Annotated in this window: 16 protein-coding genes and 2 riboswitches; of the genes, 7 read left to right on the top strand and 9 right to left on the bottom strand. The window is 75.2% G+C overall.

Annotation, left to right across the window (positions count from 1 at the left end):
• Nucleotides 1-50 precede the first annotated feature (50 nt).
• Nucleotides 51-1,028 (top strand): DUF2804 domain-containing protein, encoded by a 978-nt coding sequence (locus CRP29_RS19705; protein WP_097196746.1) that lies wholly within the window; start codon nt 51-53, stop codon nt 1,026-1,028.
• A gap of 71 nt (nt 1,029-1,099) precedes the next feature.
• Here CRP29_RS19705 and CRP29_RS19700 read toward each other — a convergent pair whose 3' ends face one another.
• Together CRP29_RS19700 and CRP29_RS19695 are read right to left on the bottom strand one after the other, a co-directional pair.
• Nucleotides 1,100-2,305 (bottom strand): fatty acid desaturase family protein, encoded by a 1,206-nt coding sequence (locus CRP29_RS19700; protein WP_097196745.1) that lies wholly within the window; start codon nt 2,303-2,305, stop codon nt 1,100-1,102.
• 52 nt (nt 2,306-2,357) lie between these two features.
• Nucleotides 2,358-3,461, bottom strand: coding sequence for a ferredoxin reductase (locus CRP29_RS19695; RefSeq protein ID WP_097196744.1), 1,104 nt, complete (start codon nt 3,459-3,461; stop codon nt 2,358-2,360).
• Between the two features lie 95 nt (nt 3,462-3,556).
• Here CRP29_RS19695 and CRP29_RS19690 point away from each other — a divergent pair, with 95 nt between their 5' ends.
• From CRP29_RS19690 to CRP29_RS19680, 3 genes are read left to right on the top strand one after another with little or no spacing between them, the layout of a single operon-like run.
• Nucleotides 3,557-4,753, top strand: coding sequence for a PucR family transcriptional regulator (locus CRP29_RS19690; protein WP_245853104.1), 1,197 nt, complete (start codon nt 3,557-3,559; stop codon nt 4,751-4,753).
• Complete coding sequence (locus tag CRP29_RS19685; protein ID WP_217991678.1) at nt 4,750-6,084, top strand: CoA transferase; 1,335 nt, start codon at nt 4,750-4,752, stop codon at nt 6,082-6,084. Before CRP29_RS19690 ends, CRP29_RS19685 begins: the two co-directional genes overlap by 4 nt.
• 5 nt (nt 6,085-6,089) lie before the next feature.
• Complete coding sequence (locus tag CRP29_RS19680; RefSeq protein WP_097196742.1) at nt 6,090-6,986, top strand: hypothetical protein; 897 nt, start codon at nt 6,090-6,092, stop codon at nt 6,984-6,986.
• Here CRP29_RS19680 and CRP29_RS19675 read toward each other — a convergent pair whose 3' ends face one another.
• Genes CRP29_RS19675 through CRP29_RS19665 form a run of 3 tightly spaced genes read right to left on the bottom strand, consistent with a single transcriptional unit; the run spans nt 6,987 to nt 10,505 of the window.
• Nucleotides 6,987-7,592 carry a class I SAM-dependent methyltransferase gene (locus CRP29_RS19675; RefSeq protein ID WP_097196741.1) on the bottom strand — a complete coding sequence of 202 codons (606 nt, stop codon included), beginning with the start codon at nt 7,590-7,592 and terminating at the stop codon, nt 6,987-6,989. It lies immediately after the preceding gene.
• Between the two features lie 10 nt (nt 7,593-7,602).
• Nucleotides 7,603-9,165: an FAD-binding oxidoreductase gene (locus CRP29_RS19670; RefSeq protein WP_097196740.1), complete on the bottom strand. Its 1,563-nt coding sequence runs from the start codon at nt 9,163-9,165 to the stop codon at nt 7,603-7,605.
• The gene (locus CRP29_RS19665; RefSeq protein ID WP_097196739.1) at nt 9,162-10,505 is read right to left on the bottom strand and encodes a DNA polymerase IV; all 1,344 of its coding nucleotides are present in this window, start codon (nt 10,503-10,505) and stop codon (nt 9,162-9,164) included. The genes CRP29_RS19670 and CRP29_RS19665 overlap by 4 nt, the downstream gene beginning before the upstream one ends.
• A gap of 30 nt (nt 10,506-10,535) precedes the next feature.
• Between CRP29_RS19665 and CRP29_RS19660 the strand changes: the two genes are divergently transcribed.
• Nucleotides 10,536-11,075: a DinB family protein gene (locus CRP29_RS19660; protein WP_097196825.1), complete on the top strand. Its 540-nt coding sequence runs from the start codon at nt 10,536-10,538 to the stop codon at nt 11,073-11,075.
• 63 nt (nt 11,076-11,138) lie between these two features.
• Nucleotides 11,139-12,851 (top strand): DUF5996 family protein, encoded by a 1,713-nt coding sequence (locus tag CRP29_RS23410; protein ID WP_245853103.1) that lies wholly within the window; start codon nt 11,139-11,141, stop codon nt 12,849-12,851.
• A gap of 102 nt (nt 12,852-12,953) precedes the next feature.
• Here CRP29_RS23410 and thiD read toward each other — a convergent pair whose 3' ends face one another.
• The 3 genes from thiD to thiM all read right to left on the bottom strand — a co-directional run bounded on the left by thiD (nt 12,954) and on the right by thiM (nt 15,231).
• A complete protein-coding gene (thiD, locus tag CRP29_RS19650) occupies nt 12,954-13,766 on the bottom strand; it encodes a bifunctional hydroxymethylpyrimidine kinase/phosphomethylpyrimidine kinase (protein ID WP_097196738.1) in 813 nt (270 codons plus the stop codon).
• Nucleotides 13,763-14,425: a thiamine phosphate synthase gene (thiE, locus tag CRP29_RS19645; protein WP_097196737.1), complete on the bottom strand. Its 663-nt coding sequence runs from the start codon at nt 14,423-14,425 to the stop codon at nt 13,763-13,765. Before thiE ends, thiD begins: the two co-directional genes overlap by 4 nt.
• Entirely contained in the window at nt 14,425-15,231 is an 807-nt protein-coding gene (gene thiM / locus CRP29_RS19640; protein WP_097196736.1) for a hydroxyethylthiazole kinase, read from the bottom strand. Before thiM ends, thiE begins: the two co-directional genes overlap by 1 nt.
• Nucleotides 15,225-15,318, bottom strand: a riboswitch (TPP riboswitch). (Overlaps the previous gene by 7 nt.)
• 68 nt (nt 15,319-15,386) lie before the next feature.
• Nucleotides 15,387-15,495: riboswitch (TPP riboswitch) on the top strand.
• Here thiM and CRP29_RS19635 point away from each other — a divergent pair.
• Entirely contained in the window at nt 15,487-16,500 is a 1,014-nt protein-coding gene (locus tag CRP29_RS19635) for an alcohol dehydrogenase catalytic domain-containing protein (protein WP_097196824.1), read from the top strand. It overlaps the preceding riboswitch by 9 nt.
• Nucleotides 16,501-16,503: 3 nt before the next feature.
• On the opposite strand, the gene CRP29_RS19630 is transcribed toward CRP29_RS19635, so the two are convergent.
• Complete coding sequence (locus CRP29_RS19630; protein WP_097196735.1) at nt 16,504-17,382, bottom strand: DUF3626 domain-containing protein; 879 nt, start codon at nt 17,380-17,382, stop codon at nt 16,504-16,506.
• Between the last annotated feature and the right edge of the window lie 22 nt (nt 17,383-17,404).

Below are 17,404 nucleotides of genomic sequence, written 5' to 3'. Positions count from 1 at the left end.
TCGGTTCCACGGGAAACATCGCCGCTCGGGCGGCCCGCTAGCCTGCCGCGGTGCCCACCACCGAACGCGAGCTCACCGCCCCCGTGGACCTGTGCGGGGCCGACGGGCGGTTGAACCCGGCAGCGGTGGGCTGGAGCCGCACCCCGCTGCACCGCGCCAACCTGCGCGGCTGGGGGCGGGCCAAGCGGTGGGAGTACTGGGGCATCGTCACCCCCACGCACGTCCTCGGGGTGACCGTCTCCTCGCTGGACTACGCCGCTCTGTACAGCCTCTACGTGCTCGACCGCGCGACCGGGCGGGAGATCGAGCGGGCCGACACCGTGCCGCTGGCCACGGGCGTCGTGCTGCCCGAGCGCACCGGGACAGCGAGCGGCCGCGGCAGGACGCTCGCCTTCGAGTTCGGCGGCACGCCGGCGGCCACGACGCTCAAGGGCCGGGCGCCCGACATCGATTTCGACCTCACCGTGCAGCGCGACCCGGGCCACGAGGCGCTGGCCGTCGTCGTGCCGTGGAGCCCCAAGCGGTTCCAGTACACCGTCAAGGACGTCGCCCTCCCCGTGATCGGGCAGCTGCTGATCGCCGGCGTCGAGGTGCCGGTCGGCGAGGGGTCGTTCGCCGTCCTGGACTCCGGCCGCGGCAAGTGGCCCCGCTCGATCACGTGGAACTGGGCGGCCGGCAGCGCGCCCGGCGGGCGGGGGCTCACCGTCGGCGGGACGTGGACCGACGGCACGGGCTCGACCGAGAACGGCGTGCTGGTCGACGGCCGGCTGCACAAGATCGGCGAGGAGCTCCGCTGGGACTACGACCGCACCGACTGGATGCGCCCCTGGCGGATCCACGGCGCGACGGTCGACGTCACGCTGCACCCGTTCCACGAGCGGTCGGCGGCCACCGACATGAAGATCATCGCCTCGGAGACCCACCAGTGCTTCGGGGAGTTCACCGGCTGGGCGACGACCGAGGACGGCGAGCGGGTGGGCGTCGACGGCCTCGTGGGGTGGGCCGAGGAGGCCCGCCAGCTCTGGTGAGGCCGAAGCAGTGAACGCCAGAGGCCCAGAACCGGTGCGGTTCTGGGCCTCTGGCGTTCAGCGGATGTGCGTCAGGCGGCGGCGGGGCGCGCCTGCATCGCGCGGCGGACCTTCGGCCCACCGGTCGTCATCTTCCAGAGCTTGCCCAGCTGGGAGGGCAGGTTGGAGGGCTTCGTCTCGGCCATCCAGTCGTTCGGCAGCGAGAGCCGGATGACCTTGTGCCAGGCGCTGGCGACCTGCTTGTAGAGCGGCGCCGAGTGATAGGTCAGGCCGTAGCGGTCGAAGATGTCCTGCACCCGCGGTGCGATCTCGGCGTACCGGTTGCTGGGCAGGTCGGGGAACAGGTGGTGCTCGACCTGGTGGCTCAGGTTGCCGGTCAGGATGTGCATGGCCTTGCTGCCGGAGATGTTGGCCGAGCCGAGCATCTGGCGGAGGTACCACTCGCCACGGGTCTCGCCCTCGATCGAGGCCTTCTCGAAGGTCTGCACGCCCTCGGGGAAGTGGCCGCACATGATCACCGAGTGCGACCACAGGTTGCGGACCACGTTGGCGGTGAAGTTCGCGGCCAGGGTGGGCACGAACGAGGGACCCGACAGCGCCGGGTGCAGGACGTAGTCCTTGGTCGCCTGGTTGCGGATCTTCTTGAGCACCTGCTTGGTGGCGGCCCGGAACTCCGGGTTCTGCCGGCGCTTCTTCGTGGCCAGGTTCTTGCCCAGCTCCAGGTCGTAGGCGGCGATGCCGTACTCGAAGAAGCAGGCGTTGACGAAGTTCCACAGCGGCTGGGCCAGGTAGAGCGGGTGCCACTTCTGGTCCTCGTCCACCCGCATGATCCCGTAGCCGAGGTCGTTGTCCTTGCCGATCACGTTCGTGTACGTGTGGTGCAGCTCGTTGTGCGAGTGCTTCCACTGCGCGGCGGGGCTGGCCATGTCCCACTCCCACGTCGTGGAGTGGATCTTCGGGTCGCGCATCCAGTCCCACTGGCCGTGCAGGATGTTGTGCCCGATCTCCATGTTCTCGAGGATCTTGGCCAGGGAGAGCCCGACGGTGCCGACGAACCAGGCCGGCGGAAACATCGAGGCCAGCAGGACGGCGCGGCTGCCCAGCTCGAGCTTGCGCTGCACGTCGATGACGGTGCGGATGTAGGCGGCGTCGTCCTCGCCGAGGCTGTCCCGGATCTCCTGGCGGATGGTGTCGAGCTCCTTGCCGATGAGCTCGATGTCCTCGGCGGAGAGGTGGGCGATCGGGTTGTCGTCGATCTTCTTCTGGATGACGGTCATGTCCGGCTCCTCGGTTCGTGGGTCGGTCAGTGGTCGGCGAGCTGGACTCGGCTCAGTGGTCCACGGTGCAGGCGCCGGCGGCGGCGCTGACGCAGGTCTGGATGAGGACGCCGTCCCCGGGGGCGGCGGTGGTGATCTCGCCGTTGCGCAGATCGCGCACGGCGCCCTCGCGCAGGGGGAGGACGCAGCCGAAGCAGATGCCCATGCGGCACCCGCTGGGCATGAGGACGCCGGCCTCCTCGGCGGCGTCGAGGATCGGCGTCGCGCCGTCGGCCTCGACGGTGGTGCCGTTCTTCGTGAACGAGACGGTGCCGCCCTCGCCTGTGACGAGGATCCGGGGCCGGAATCGCTCGGTGTAGAGCCGGTCGGCGATGCCGGCCGACGCCCAGTGCTCCTCGAGGGCCTCGAGCATGCCGAGCGGGCCGCAGGCCCAGGTGGCGCGCTCGTGCAGGTCCGGAACGAGCTCGGCGATGGAGCGGGCGTCGAGCATGCCGGCGCTGTCGGTGTGCTGCTCGATCAGCCGGATCCGCCCCTCGGCGGCCATCTGCCGCAGCTCCTCGCCGAAGACGACGTCGTCGGCGGTGGGGGCCGAGTGCACGAGCACCGTGTCGGTGAGCTGGGCGGCGTGGTTGCGCAGGATGCCCATGACCGGCGTGATGCCGGAGCCGGCGGTGACGAACAGCGCCTTCTCCGGCGCCCGCTCGGGCAGGCAGAACTCACCGGTGGCCTGGTCGAGCTGCACGATCGTGCCGGGCGTCACCCGGTGCACGAGGTGGTTGCTCACCTTTCCGTCGGGGATCGCCTTGACGGTGATGGAGAAGCAACCGTCGGGGCGGTCGAGCACCGAGGTGATCGAGTAGGCCCGCCACTGGCGGACCCCGTCGATGTCGATGCCGATCCGCACGTACTGGCCGGGGCGGTGCGGCAGCCAGTCCCGGCCGGGGCGGATGACGATGCTGGCCGCGTCGCGCGTCTCGTGCAGCACGGCCTCGATCCGCCCGCGCAGCGCCGCGCCGGAGCGGAGCGGGTCGAACAGGTCCAGGTAGTCGACGGGCAGCAGGGGCGTGGTCACCAGCTCGGCCAGCCGCACGGCGCGCTTCCGCAGCGAGGCCAGGGGCGACCGCACCGAGTCGGGGCGGGGAACGGTCGTCGTCATGTACTGAGGTTGTCCGACCCAGCGGTCAGTTACCTGTGTGCCGGACGTGAATCAACCGGTACGTTCTGTTCGCTGCGAACAAAGGGAGCGGGATGATGAGCGAGCCGAACACCATCCCGGCCGCGGTCGCCCAGGCGATGCGCGACGAGCTGCCGTCGGTCGCCGGGCACACCGTCGCCGAGATCATCGTCGAGGTGCCCAGCTACGCCGACGCGTTCTCGGGCCGGATGGGCCAGAAGATCGGCGGCGCCGTGGAGCTGGCGCTCGGCGGCTTCCTCGAGCTGGCCACCGCGAGCACCGGCGCCGACCCCAGCACCCCGATCCGCCCCGCGCTGGCCGCCGCCTACGAGCTGGGCCGCGGCGAGGCGCGCGACGGCCGCTCCATGGACGCGCTGCAGGCCGCCTACCGCGTCGGGGCACGCGTCTCGTGGCGGGAGATGAGCGCGACCGCCGTCCGCGCCGGGCTGTCGGCGGAGCAGCTGGCCCGCTTCGCCGAGCTGGTGTTCGCCTTCATCGACCAGCTGTCGGCCGCCAGCGTGGCCGGCCACGCCGACGAGCTGGCGACGACGGGCCGGGTCCGCCAGCGGTACCTGGAGCGGCTGGCCACCCTGCTCCTGACCGGCGCGCCCGCGGAGCAGCTCCTCGCCGCCGCCGAGCGGGCGGACTGGGCGCCGCCGCGCACGCTCACCGCCGTCCTGCTGCCGGAGGCGCGGGTCCGCGGCGCCATGGTCTCCCTGGACCCGCGGACGCTGCGCACCACCGACGACGTCCAGGATCCGGCCGGTGAGGGCGAGCTGATGGTCCTGCTGGTCCCCGACGCGGAGGGCCGGTCGCGGCCGGCCCTGCTGCGCTCGCTCGACGGCCGCTGCGCCGTCGTCGGGCCGGCGCGGCCGTGGACGGAGGCGCAGGGCTCCTACGCGCGGGTGAGCCGCGCGGTGCAGCTCGGGCTCGCGCCCGAGGGCTCGGCGCCGCTGGACACCGAGACCCGGCTGACCGAGCTGGTGCTGCGGGGGGACGAGGCCGCGCTCGCGGACCTGCGGTCGCGGGCGCTGGCGCCGCTGGCCGAGTTGGGCGACAGCGCCCGCGAGAAGCTGATCGAGACCCTGCGCTCCTGGCTGCTGCACCAGGGACGCCGGGACGCCGTCGCCGCCGAGCTGTTCGTGCACCCGCAGACGGTGCGGTACCGCATGGGCCAGCTGCGCGAGCTCTACGGAGCACGGCTGGAGGATCCGCGCGCGGTGCTGGAGCTGGTCCTCGCGCTGGGCGTGCAGCCGGAGGGGACGGGCGCGTGAGCTCCCTGCTCGCCGAGGTGGCCGCCGTGACCGGGCTGCCCGCCGCCGCGGTGCAGCCGACCGGCTCGCCCGGCCTGGGTGGGCCGCTGGCCGTCGACGACCTGGTGACCGGCGCCGTCGCCGCGCAGCTGCACGCCGCCCGGCTGCTCGCCGGGGGTGACGGACCGGTCCGGCCGGACGGGCGGCTCCGGCTGGACGGACCGCATGTGGGCCTCGCGGTGCGCAGCGAGCGGTACGCCCGCCTCGCCGGGCGGCCGGTGGGGATGGGCTTCGCGCCGCTGTCCCGGTTCTGGCGGACCGCGGACGGCTGGCTGCGACTGCACGGCAACTACCCGCACCACCGGGCGGCCGCGGCCTCCGTCCTCGGGTCCGAGGAGGTCGACGCGGTCGCGGCGGCAGCGGCCAGGTGGCGGGCCGAGGAGCTGGAGAGCGCGGTGGTCGCGGCCGGGGGTGCTGCGGCCGCCGTCCGGACGCCGGAGGAGTGGGCGGGCTCCCCGCAGGGCCGGGCGGTGGCCGGCCTCCCGCTGCTGGGGCTGAACCGGGTCGTCGACGGGCCCGCGCGTCGGCCGGAGCTGCACGGGCTGCGGGTGCTGGACCTGACCCGGGTGATCGCCGGTCCGGTGGCGACGCGGGTGCTCGCCTCGCACGGGGCCGACGTGCTGCGGGTGGACGGGCCCCGGCAGCCCGACCTGCGGGAGGGGCTGCTGGACACCGGTGTCGGCAAGCGGCACGTGGTGCTGGACCTGGCCGACGCCGGCGACCGCGGCACCGTCGAGGAGCTGCTGGCGAGCGCGGACGTGGTGGTGCAGGGCTACCGGCCCGGGGCGCTGGATGCGTTCGGCCTGGATCCGGCGTCGCTGGCGGCGCGGCACCCGCACCTCGTCGTCGTCCGGCTGTCGGCATGGGGGCTGCGCGGCCCGTGGGCGGGCCGGCGCGGCTTCGACTCGCTGGTGCAGGCGGCGACCGGCATCGCGACCGTCTCCGGGGCGCCGGAGGAGCCCGGGGTGCTGCCGGCCCAGGCGCTGGACCACGCGACCGGCTACCTGGCCGCCGCGACCGTGCTGGCCGCGCTCGCGAGGCAGCGGGACGAGGGCGGCGGTTGGTACGGCGAGCTGTCCCTGGCCCAGACCGCGCACTGGCTGCTCGCCGCGCCGCGGACCGCCTCGGTGCCCGGCCCGTCGGTCGATCCGGGGCCCTATCTGCAGACGCTGGACTCCCCCGACGGTCCGGTCACCGTCGTCGCGCCGCCGGGCTCGCCCCGCTGGACGGCGGCGGCCGTCCTGCCGCCCGCGGCCCATCCGGCCTGGCGGTCCCGGTCCGGCGCAGGATGACCGCCATGACCGTCGACCTGACCGCGGCCGCCGCCTTCCTCGCCGCGCACGGGCGGTTGCTGGACCGCCGCCGCTTCGACCTGCTCACCGGCTCGGGCGGCGCCGACGCCGTGGTCGCCGCCGTCGACGGCTACCGCAACCCCGACGGCGGCTACGGCTGGGGTCTGGAGCCCGACCTGCGCTCGGCGGGCAGCCAGCCCGGCGGCGCACTGCACGCCCTGGAGGCGTTCGCGGACCTGGCACCGGCGACGACGCCGCGCGCCGCGGAGGTCTGCGAGTGGCTGGCGGCGGTCTCGCTCCCCGACGGCGGGCTGCCGTTCGCGCTGCCGGTGCCCGATCCGGCCGCCTGCGCGCCGTTCTGGGCGCAGGCCGACCCGTCGACGTCGTCGCTGCAGATCACCGGGGTCGTCGCCGCGACGGCCTACCGGGTGGCCGCGGTCGACCCGGCGGTGGCGGGCCACCCGTGGCTGGCGCGGGCGACGGCGTACTGCCTGGGGGCCGCGCGAGCGCTCGACGGGTCCACGAACGCCATGGAGCTGGCCTTCGCGGTGCAGTTCCTCGACGCGGCGGGCCGTTCCGGTGCCGGCGCCGACGAGGCGCGGACCCTGCTGGACCGGCTGCGCGCGCTGATCCCGGCCGACGGGCTGCTGCACGTGGCCGGGGGTGCTGCGGACGAGTTCATGCGGCCGCTGGACTTCGCGCCGTTCCCCGGCGGCCCCGCCCGCGAGCTGTTCGCGCCGTCGGTGGTCGAGGCCGAGCTCGACCGGCTCGCCGCCGGCCAGCAGCCCGACGGCGGCTGGACCGTCGACTTCGACAGCTACTCCCCCGCCGCCGCCCTGGAGTGGCGCGGGCACGCCACCGTGCAGGCGGTCGTGCTCCTGCGCGCCGCCGGCCGGCTCTGATCAGACCGGGCGCAGCACCGCGACGAGGAAGTCGGCGTCGGGGGTGAACGGCCGCAGGTCCCAGGTGGAGAGCAGCAGGTCGGGAGCCCAGCCGGTGGCCCCGGCGTCGGCCAGGAAGGCGTCGAACTCGTAGCCGCGGCCGGCGCCGAAGCCGAACACCGCCCGGCCGTCGCCGGCGACGACGTCGCGCAGGTGGCGCAGCACGTCGGTCCGCGTGCTCTCGGCCACGAAGGTCATGACGTTGCCCGCGCAGACGATCGCGTCGAAGCCGGCGTCGATCCCCTGCGCCCGCAGGTCCAGCTCGGCCAGGTCGCCGACGAGCCAGCGCGGGCCGGGGTGGTCCTCCTCGGCCGCGGCGATGAGCACCGGGTCGGCGTCCACCCCGACCACCTCGTGCCCGACCTCGTGCAGGTACGCGCCCACCCGGCCCGGGCCGCAGCCGGCATCCAGCACCCGCGAGCCACGCGGCAGCATCGCGTCGACCAGCCGGGCCTCGCCCACGAGGTCCATGCCCTGCTCGGCCAGCGTGCGGAACCGCTGCACGTAGGCGGCCGAGTGCTCCGGGTCCTCCTCGGTCATCCGCTGCCACGCGTTCTGTTCGGTCACGGTGCCCGTTCTACACGGCGTCGACGAGAACGCCCGGGTTGAGGACGCCGGCGGGGTCCAGCGCCGCCTTCGCGGCACGCAGGGCGACGGCGAACGGCTCGGGGCGCTGCCGGTCGTAACCGGGGCGGTGGTCGCGGCCGACGGCGTGGTGGTGGGTGACCGTGCCGCGCAAGCGGGTCAGCACCTCCATCGCGGCGGTCTTGACGTCGTCCCACATGGCCACCTCGGAGCCGGGCCGCCCGACGCCCACGACGGTGAAGTACGGCGCCGGTCCGTCGGGGTAGACGTGGGTGAAGCGGCAGTTGACCAGCCCGGGCGCGCCGGTGACCTCCCGCACCGCGGCACCGACCTCGGCCTGCACCGTCGCGTACAGCTCGTCGACGCGGTCCCACGTGGTCGCCGTCTCGAAGGTCTCCACGAGCGCGCTCATCCGGGCCAGCCCGTCGCGGCCGTAGGGCGCGCGGAGGAAGGACGACCGCCAGGCGTCGGCGGCGGCGTCCCGGGGGCCGTCCCGCCGGGGGGCCACGACACCGCCGCAGTCGCGGGCCAGCGTCAGCAGCTCCTCCAGCCGGCTGTCCACCGGGTGCGCCGCGGACTCGACGCCCAGCACGAGCACGCAGCCCCCCGTCGTCGAGGCGCCCGAGGTGGCCGCCTCGCCGGCGTCCAGCAGCCGGCAGTTGGCCGGATGGAGGCCGGCCTGCGCGATCGTGCGGACGGCGCCGATCGCGGTGGTCATGTCGGGGAAGGTCACCGACGCCGAGGCCTTGAACCGCGGCCGGTCCTGCAGCCGCATCCACGCCTCGGTGATGACGCCGAGCGTCCCCTCCGAGCCCAGGAACATCCGGTCCGGCGAGGGGCCGGCGCCCGATCCGGGCAGCCGCCACGACTCGCTGGTCCCGACCGGGGTGACCACGCGCATCGACTCGACCAGGTCGTCGATGTGGGTGAGCAGCGTCGCGTAGTGCCCGCCGGCGCGGGTGGCCAGCCAGCCGCCGAGCGTGGAGAACTCGAAGCTCTGCGGGTAGTGGCGCAGCGTCAGGCCGTGCGGGCGGAGCTGCTCCTCGAGCACCGGCCCGAGCGCGCCGCCCTGGATCCGCGCCGCCCGGCTGGTCCGGTCGATCTCCAGCACCCGGTCCAGCGCGGTGAGGTCCATCGACATCCAGGGCCGGTCGCCGCGGTACTCGACCCCGCCCACCACCGAGCTGCCGCCGCCGAACGGCACGACGACGACGCCGGCCGACGACGCCCAGTCGAGCAGCCGCACGACGTCGTCCTCGTCCGCGGGGTGCGCGACGGCGTCCGGTGCTCCGGGCAGCTCGCCGGACAGCGCCCGGACGACGTCCCGGTAGGCCTTGCCGTAGGCGTGCCGTGCCCGGTCGTCGTGGTCGGTGGAGACCGGGAGCCCGTCCGGCGCGGTCACCCGGGACGACGGCAGCACGACGTCGGCCAGCCGGGGGACCGGGCGCGGGCGGTCGGGCAGCCCCGGCAGCGCGGCCGCCCGGGCGACGCACTCCTCGTCGGACAGGGCCTGGTCGGTCGTGCCCCACCCCCACCACGAACGGTCCGGATTCATGCGGTCGGCCTCCAGTCGGGAGGGTCGGCCGGCTGCAGCAGCGGATCGTCTGCGGCCAGCGTGCGCACCGGACCGGGCGTGGTCAGCGGCCCCTCGAAGCGGACCGTAACGCGCCCCAGCCCCCGGCCCCAGACCCAGCCGGCGCCCTGCTCCTCGTGCCGCACGTCCTGCCCGGGCCACCAGCGCTTGTCCGCGGGCAGGGGCGGCTCGGGCACGGCGTCCTCCGGCGCGGTCTCCTCGGTGGCGGTCATCGGGGCGTCGTCGTCGTCCTCGGCGAACAGGTCGCCCTGGGCGTAGAGCGAGAGCCCGGAGACCCCCACCCCGAGCAGCCGCAGGCCGCCCTCCGCGCCGGCGTCGGCCAGCAGCCGGCGGGCGATCGTGGCGATCTGCCGGGGGTCGTCGGTGGGCTGCGGGAGCGTCTGCGAGCGGGTGAGGGTGGTGAAGTCGTACCGGCGCAGCTTGAGGGTGACGGTGCGGCCGGAGAACGCCGAGTCGCGCAGCCGCTTGCCCACGCGGCCGGCCATCGAGTCGATCTCCCGGCCCAGGACGGCGAGGTCGGTGAGGTCGCGCTCGAAGGTCTCCTCGTGCGACACCGACTTGGCCTCGCGGTCGGGCACCACGGCGCGGTCGTCCTCGGCGCGGGCCAGGGCGTACAGGCCCGCGCCGTGCGCCCGGCCGGCCAGCGCGACCAGGTCGGCCAGGGACTTGGCGGCCAGGTCGCCGACGGTCTTGACCCCGACCTGGTGCAGCCGCTCCGCCGTCGCCGGCCCGACGCCGCCCAGCGTGGTCACCGACAGCGGGTGCAGCAGCTCGAGCTCCCCGCCCGGGGGGACGACGACCAGGCCGTCGGGCTTCTGCAGCTCCGAGCCGATCTTCGCCATGAGCTTCGAGGAGCCGATGCCGACCGAGCCGGTCACTCCTCCGGTGGCCGCCGCGATCCGGACCTTCAGGTCCCGGCCCAGTTCCGTCACAGCGGCCACGGAGAGGTCGTGCCCGCCGGCGGCGAGATCGACGTAGGCCTCGTCGATCGACACCGGCTCGACCAGCGGCGACAGCTCGCGGAGCAGACCCATGACGACCTCGGAGGTGCGCCGGTAGGCGGCGAACCGGCCGCCGAGGAACGCCGTCCCGGACGGGCAGCGCCGCCGGGCCTCGGCCGTCGACATGGCCGAGCGGGCGCCGTAGGCGCGCGCCTCGTACGACGCCGTGGCGACGACGCCCCGCCCCCCGACCCCGCCGACGACGACCGGCCGCCCGCGCAGCGAGGGCTTGTCGCGCTGCTCGACGGCGGCGAAGAAGGCGTCGAGGTCGAGGTGCAGCACGCTCGCCTCCCGCCTCACCCCCTCAGTGTCCCCGTTAGCGTGCAGGCCATGACCGACAGCGACGAGGCAGGCCGGATCGAGCCGCCCCCCGCCGACGACGAGCTCGCCGTCCTGACCGGGTTCCTCGACTACCAGCGCGCGACGCTGGCGTGGAAGACCCGCGGCCTGGACGCCGAGGCCCTGCGGGTGACGGTGGCCGCCTCGACGATGACGCTGGGCGGGCTGCTCAAGCACCTGGCCTTCGTCGAGGAGATGTGGTGCTCCCGGCGGCTGCTGGGCCGTGGGTGGAGCGAGACCTTCGCCGACGTCGACTGGGACGAGGACCCGGACTGGGAGTGGCACTCGGCCGCCGAGAACTCCCCCGAGCAGCTGCACGCGCTCTGGTCCGGCGCTGTCGACCGGTCCCGGGAGCTCGTGGCCGAGGCGCTGAGGGACGGCGGCCTGGACCGCCCGGCCGACGTCGGTTCGCCGGACGGCACCACGCCCAGCCTGCGCTGGATCCTCGTGCACCTGATCGAGGAGTACGCGCGGCACAACGGGCACGCCGACCTCATCCGGGAGTGGATCGACGGCGAGGTCGGCGAGTAGGCCGGTCCGGCCGGCACGAGGTCCTGTCGCCGTCGGCCGTCGGTGGGACGACAGACTGTCGCCGTGACCGAGCAGACCTCCCCGCGCTCCTGGCCGGCTCTGCCGGTGGACGGCTGGGCCGACACCCGCGACACGCTGCAGCTGTACACGCAGGTGGTGGGCAAGGTCCGGATGGCCAACGCCGGCCTGTCCAACCACTGGTGGAACGTGCCGCTGTACGTGACGGCGAGGGGGCTGACCACCTCGCTGATGCCGCACCCGACCGGGCCGTCGTTCTCGGTGGACTTCGACTTCGTCGACCACCGCCTGGTCGTCGCCACGGTGGACGGCACGACCGGCTCGCTGCCGCTCGGGGCGCGGGCCGTGGCGGACTTCCACGCCGACGTGATGGCACTGCTCGACGAGCTGGGCGTCGGGACCGAGATCTGGCCGGTGCCGGTGGAGATCCCCGGCGCCGTCCCGTTCCCCGACGACCGGCTGCACGCCAGCTACGACCCCGATGCGGTGCACCGGTTCTGGCTGGGGCTCGTGCAGATGACGCGCGTCCTCACCACGTTCCGCGACCGGTTCGTCGGCAAGTCCAGCCCGGTGCACCTGTTCTGGGGGGCGCTCGACCTGGCCACGACCCGGTTCTCCGGCCGCACGGCACCCGACCACCCGGGCGGGGCGCCGAACTGCGGCCCGCACGTGATGCTCGAGGCCTACTCCCACGAGGTCAGCAGCTGCGGCTACTGGCCCGGCCCGCCGGGTGAGGAGGGCGTCTTCTACAGCTACGCCTACCCCGAGCCCGCGGGGTTCCGGGAGATCACCGGCCTGCCCGAGGGGGCGCGCTGGGACGACGGGTTGGGCGAGTTCGTGCTGCCCTACGAGGTGGTGCGCACCGCCGCGGACCCCGACGCGGTGCTGCTGGCCTTCCTCCAGCGCACCTACGAGGCGATCGCCATCTCCCAGCGGCAGCTGGCGCTCAAGCAGGCCGAGATCGCGGCCGAGACCGACGCCGCCAAGGCGCGCGCCGCCGCGGCCGGGCCGCTGGCGCAGGCGGCGCAGGACCAGGCGATCCTCATGGAGCAGGAGAAGGTCGCCGAGCGGACCGCGGCCCTCACCGAGCGGCAGCTGGACACCCAGGTGCGCCGCCCGGCCGACGCCCAGCGCTACAAGGTCGAGCAGGAGGCCGAGGGCCGCAAGAACTCGGCGATCCTGACCGCCGAGGCACAGCGCCAGGCGACGATCGCCGCCGCGGAGGCCGCTGCCCGGCAGGCCGAGCTCTCCGGTGAGGGTGAGCGGGCCCGCCGTTCGGCCCTGGCCGAGGCGGAGGCGATCGAGGGTGCCAAGCGCGGTGAGGCGGAGAAGCTGCGCCGCGAGGCGATCGCCGACGCCGTCGAGCGCGAGGGCGCGGCCGAGGCGGCCGCGATCCTCGCCCGCGGTCAGGCCGAGGCCGAGTCGATGGACGCCCGCTCGGACGCGTTCGCCAAGTACGGCGAGGCGGCGATCCTGGAGATGCTGGTCAAGGTGCTGCCCGACGTCGTGGGCGCGGCCGCCGCCCCGCTGTCGGCGGTGGAGAAGATGACCGTCATCTCCACCGACGGCGCCGGCTCGCTCGGGCGGTCGGTCGCCTCCAACGTGGCGCAGGGGCTGCAGCTCTCCGGCGACCTGACCGGCATCGACGTCGCTGCGCTGCTGCGCCGGCTCGGCGGCGCCACCGGTGCCGACGCCGTCACGCGCGTGCCGATCTCGCCTGACGGCGACGGCAGCGGCAACGGGTCGCACGGCAGCTGATCCGGCCTGTCGGCCGCACTCTGCGGGTCGGTTCCGGACGTTGCCGACGGGATCGCGTCGGCAACGTCCTCAACGCGTGCGCACAGTGGCGGCCGGGCCGGCTCAGGCCGGCCAGATCCCGGCGAAGTGGTGCACCGGCCCGTGCCCGGAGCCCACGGACAGGGACGCGCCCTCCGCCAGCGCGCGGTGCAGGTAGTCGCGGGCTCCCTCGACCAGGACGGGCCAGTCCGGGATCCCGCCCGAGCGGGCCGTCAGCGCCGCGATCGCCGAGGACAGGGTGCAGCCCGTGCCGTGGGTGGCCGTCGTCGCGAGGCGGGGCCGGCGGCTGACCGTGGTTCCGGCGGAGGTGACCAGCACGTCGGTGCTCTGCTCGCCGCCGAGGTGCCCGCCCTTGAGCAGCACCGCGCCCGGGCCCAGGTCGAGCAGGGCCCGCGCGTGCTCGTGCAGGCCCGCGACATCGGTGGCCGGGGCGACGTCGAGCAGCGCCGCCGCCTCGGGCACGTTCGGCGTGATCAGGTCGGCGACCGGCAGCAGCTCGGTCCGGACGGCGGCGATCGCCTCGTCGTCGATCAGCCGGTCGCCGCTGGTCGCCACCATCACCGGGTCGCAGATCACCGGCCCGGGGCGGCGTTCGGCCAGCACCGCCGCCACCTCGCGCACCACGTCCGCGCTGCCCAGCATGCCGAGCTTGGTGGCGTGGACCGTGACGTCGTCCAGCAGGGTGGTCAGCTGCCGGCCCACGAACGCCGCCGGCACGGGGTGCACCCCGGTGACGCCGTGGGTGTTCTGCGCCGTGAGCGCGGTGAGGACGGCGGTGCCGTAGACGCCGAGGGCGCTGAAGGTCTTCAGGTCGGCCTGGATCCCCGCTCCTCCGCTGGGGTCGCTGCCCGCCACGGTCAGCGCGGTCGGCGTCACCGGGCGGCCGCCGGGCTGATGGCCGCCCGGAGGGTGGCCGCCGCGGCGTGCGGGTCGGCCGCCGCGCAGACAGCGGAGACGACGCAGACGCCGTCGACCCCGGTGGCGGCTGCCGCGGCGGCCCGGCCGGCGTCGATGCCACCGATCGCCACCGCCAGCAGCCCGCCGGCGTGCGCCGTCCGGACGAGCTCGCCCACCGCCTCGAGCCCCAGGCCGGGGCCGGCCTCCGGCTTGGTCGGCGTCGCCCAGACCGGGCTGAGCCCCACGACGTCGACGGTGCCGGGCGGCAGTCGGAGGGCCGTGGCGAGGTCGTCCGCGCTCTCGACGGACAGTCCGAGCAGCCGGTCGGGGCCCAGCAGAGCGCGCACCTCGACCGCCGGCAGGTCGTCCTGGCCGACGTGCACGCCGTCGGCACCGGCCAGCAGGGCCACGTCGACCGCGTCGTTCACGACCACCGGGACGTCGGGGCGGTCGGCCAGCGCGTCCCGGACGGCGCGGGTGAGCGCCAGGAGGTCGCGGCGGGAGGCGTGCTTGTCGCGTACCTGGACGGCCGTGACGCCACCGGCCACCGCCGCGCGCACCACGTCGGCCACCGGGCGCGGGGAGCACAGCTCCGTGTCGGTGACCAGGTAGAGCGTCGGGTCGAACGGCGGGCGCATCACGCGCTCCGCAGGTCCGCGCCGGCGAGCTCGTCCGGCCCCACGGCGTCGAGGGCGTCGAGCCAGGCGGGGGCGAAGGTGCCCGGCCCGGCGGCGGTGCGGGCCGCCCGCTCCGCTGCCACGGCGACGTGCGCGTGGGCGGCGACCGCGCCGGTCAGCGCGTCGCCGGTCGCCGCGACGTAGGCGGCCACCAGCGCTCCCAGGGCGCACCCGGCCCCGGTGGTGCGGGTCAGCAGGAGCGACCCGCCGCCCACCCGGACGGTGCGCCGGCCGTCGGTGATCAGGTCCACCTCGCCGCTGACGGCGACCACTCCGCCGGTCCGGGCCGCGAGCGCGGTGGCCGCGGCGGCGGCGTCGTCCGCCCCTGCCGTGCTGTCCACGCCCCGTCCCCCGGCTCCGGCCCCGGCCAGCGCCATGACCTCCGAGGCGTTGCCCCGCACGACGGCCGGCGCGAGCTCCACCAGCTCGGCGGCCAGCTGCGTCCGGTAGGCGAGCCCGCCGACGGCGACGGGGTCCAGCACCCACGGCGTGCCCGCCGCGCGCGCCGAGCGGGCGGCCAGGCGCATCGCCTCGGCGGTCCGCTCGTGCACCGTCCCGACGTTGATCAGCACGGCCGAGGCGACGGCGGCGAAGTCGCCTGCCTCCTGCGGGGCGTCCACCATCGCCGGGGCGGCCCCGACGGCCAGGAGGGCGTTGGCGGTGAGGGTCTGCACCACCGTGTTGGTCAGGCAGTGCACCAGGGGGGTGCTCGCGCTCAGCGCCTCGCGGGCCGCGCGCAGGTCGATCGTTTCCACAGCACTGGACATGCCGGTGACATCCCTTCGCCAGTGTGAACTGGAGCAGGTTCGACGGGTGTGCTCTCAGTCCCGGGCGGGACACCCCGTGCCACGTACGGGCCGAACGTAACACCGCCTCCCGGCGGGCCCCGGGGGTGCCTCGGCGAGCGGCGGTGGCTACGGTTCGCCCATACCGCGGGAGCCCGACGCATCGGGCTGAGAGGACGGCTGCGGCCGCCGACCGTTCGAACCTGTCCGGGTCATGCCGGCGTAGGGAGGCACGAGATGCGCGCGATCCGTTTCCACGGTCAGGGTCGGCCGCTGGCCGTCGAGGAGATCGACGAGCCGCGGCCCGGACCCGGCGACGTGCTGATCGACGTCGTGGCGGCGGGGATCTGCGGCACCGAGCTGCACTTCCTCGACGGGCTGCTGACCCCGGCCACCACCCCGCTCACGCTGGGGCACGAGGTGGCGGGGGTGGTCGCGGAGGTGGGCGCCGGGGTGGACGGCGTCGCTGTGGGCGACCGCGTCGCCGTGCACTACCTGCACGCCTGCCACCGCTGCCGCTCGTGCATGGCCGGCGACGACCACCTGTGCGACGAGCCGCTGGGATTCCTCGCCTTCGTCACCGACGGCGGCTTCGCCGACCGGATCGTCGTGCCCGCCTCCGCGGCCGTGCCGGTGCCCGAGGGGCTGGACCTGTCCGTGGCGGCCACGCTGTGCTGCAGCGCCACCACGGCGCTGCACGCCGTGGACGTGGCCGGGGTGCGGCCGGGATCCTCGGCCGTCGTCTACGGCGCCGGCGGCGTGGGCCTGGCGCTGGTGCAGGTGCTGCGGGAGGTCGGCGCCCGGCCCATCGCCGTGGCGCGGAACCCCGAGCGGCTGGCCCTGGCGCGCGAGCTCGGCGCGGTGGCGACGGTGGACGCCACGGTCAGGGACGTCGCCGCCGCGATCCGCGAGGCCACCGACGGCGCCGGTGCCGACGTCGTCTTCGAGCTGGTCGGTACCCGGGAGACCGGTGCGGCCGCCCTCGCCTCGCTCGGCAAGCGCGGGACGCTCGTGTACGTCGGCTACAGCGCCGACACCGTGGAGATCGCACCGCTGTCCCTGGTCGTCCCCGAGCAGCGGATCGTGACCTCGGTCGGCAACCGGCGGTCCGAGCTGGTCGCGGCCCTGGACCTGGCGGCGCGCGGGCGGCTGGGCGCCACGGTCGTCGAGTACCCGCTGGAGCAGGCCGCTACGGCGCTCGAGGACCTGCGGGCCGGCCGGGTGATGGGCCGGGCCGTCCTCCGGCCCTGAGGGTCAACTCTCGGCCGGTGCGCCGAACCGGGCGACGCAGTGCCAGACCTTCCTGAGGTCCTGCCGGTCCTCGTCCCCCGCCTCCACTGCGCGACCGATCACCGCCGCGTCCAGCAGCCCGGCCACGGCGACGCGGCGGCCGACCTCGACCGTGCGCGGGCCCCGGAACCGGGGGTGGTCGGCGAGCACGTCAACCGTGAGCCGCCGTCCCTCGTGCCACTCGACTGCGACGCCGAGCGTTGCCGCCTGCACCTCGACCGGCGAGCCGCGGAAGCAGGGGTCGAGCACCAGGGCCTCGACGTCGACGGCCAGCTCGACCGGGCCGTGGACGTGCGCCTCGACGTAGTCGTCGAGCAGCCCGCCCTCGGTGGCCTCGAGCTCGTCGGTGCGCGGCTGTGCTTCGAACTGCTCGACGAGGGGGAAGAGTCCGAACCGGGCGGCGGTGGCCAGCGCGGTCGGCTCGAACACCGAGTCGGGGAAGCAGAAGGTGGTGCGGTCCAGGACCTCCTCGGTCAGCCGCAGGTGCGCCGAACCGAACCGGGGTGCGGCGCCGATCCGGCGCCGCCGGTGGTTCAGGGCCCCGTACTTCGGACGCTCGTCGGCGGGTGCGTCGTCGTAGGCGGCCCCGAAGATGCGCTGCTCCCAGCCCCACCGGTCGCCACCGGGCTGCGCGGTGAGGCCGCCGTTGCTGGTCCCGGTCTCGAACTGCGACCGGTAGACGCCGTCCCGGGCCAGCCGCTCGAGGACGGTGGCGCCGTCCAGCAGACGCTCGGGATGGAAGTTGAGCGTCACGCGCAGCGACCGGTCCAGCGGCTCGCCCGACGACGAGCGCGCCACGTGTGCCACGGCGCGCCGTGCCGAGGGCGTCGACGGGCCGGTCACGTTCCCGATGCTGCCAGGAGCC

Source organism: Blastococcus aggregatus, assembly GCF_900221005.1.
GTDB classification, from domain to species: Bacteria; Actinomycetota; Actinomycetes; order Mycobacteriales; family Geodermatophilaceae; genus Blastococcus; species Blastococcus aggregatus.
Note: the sequence above shows the minus strand (reverse complement) of the source record. Positions and strands in the feature narration are given on the sequence as shown.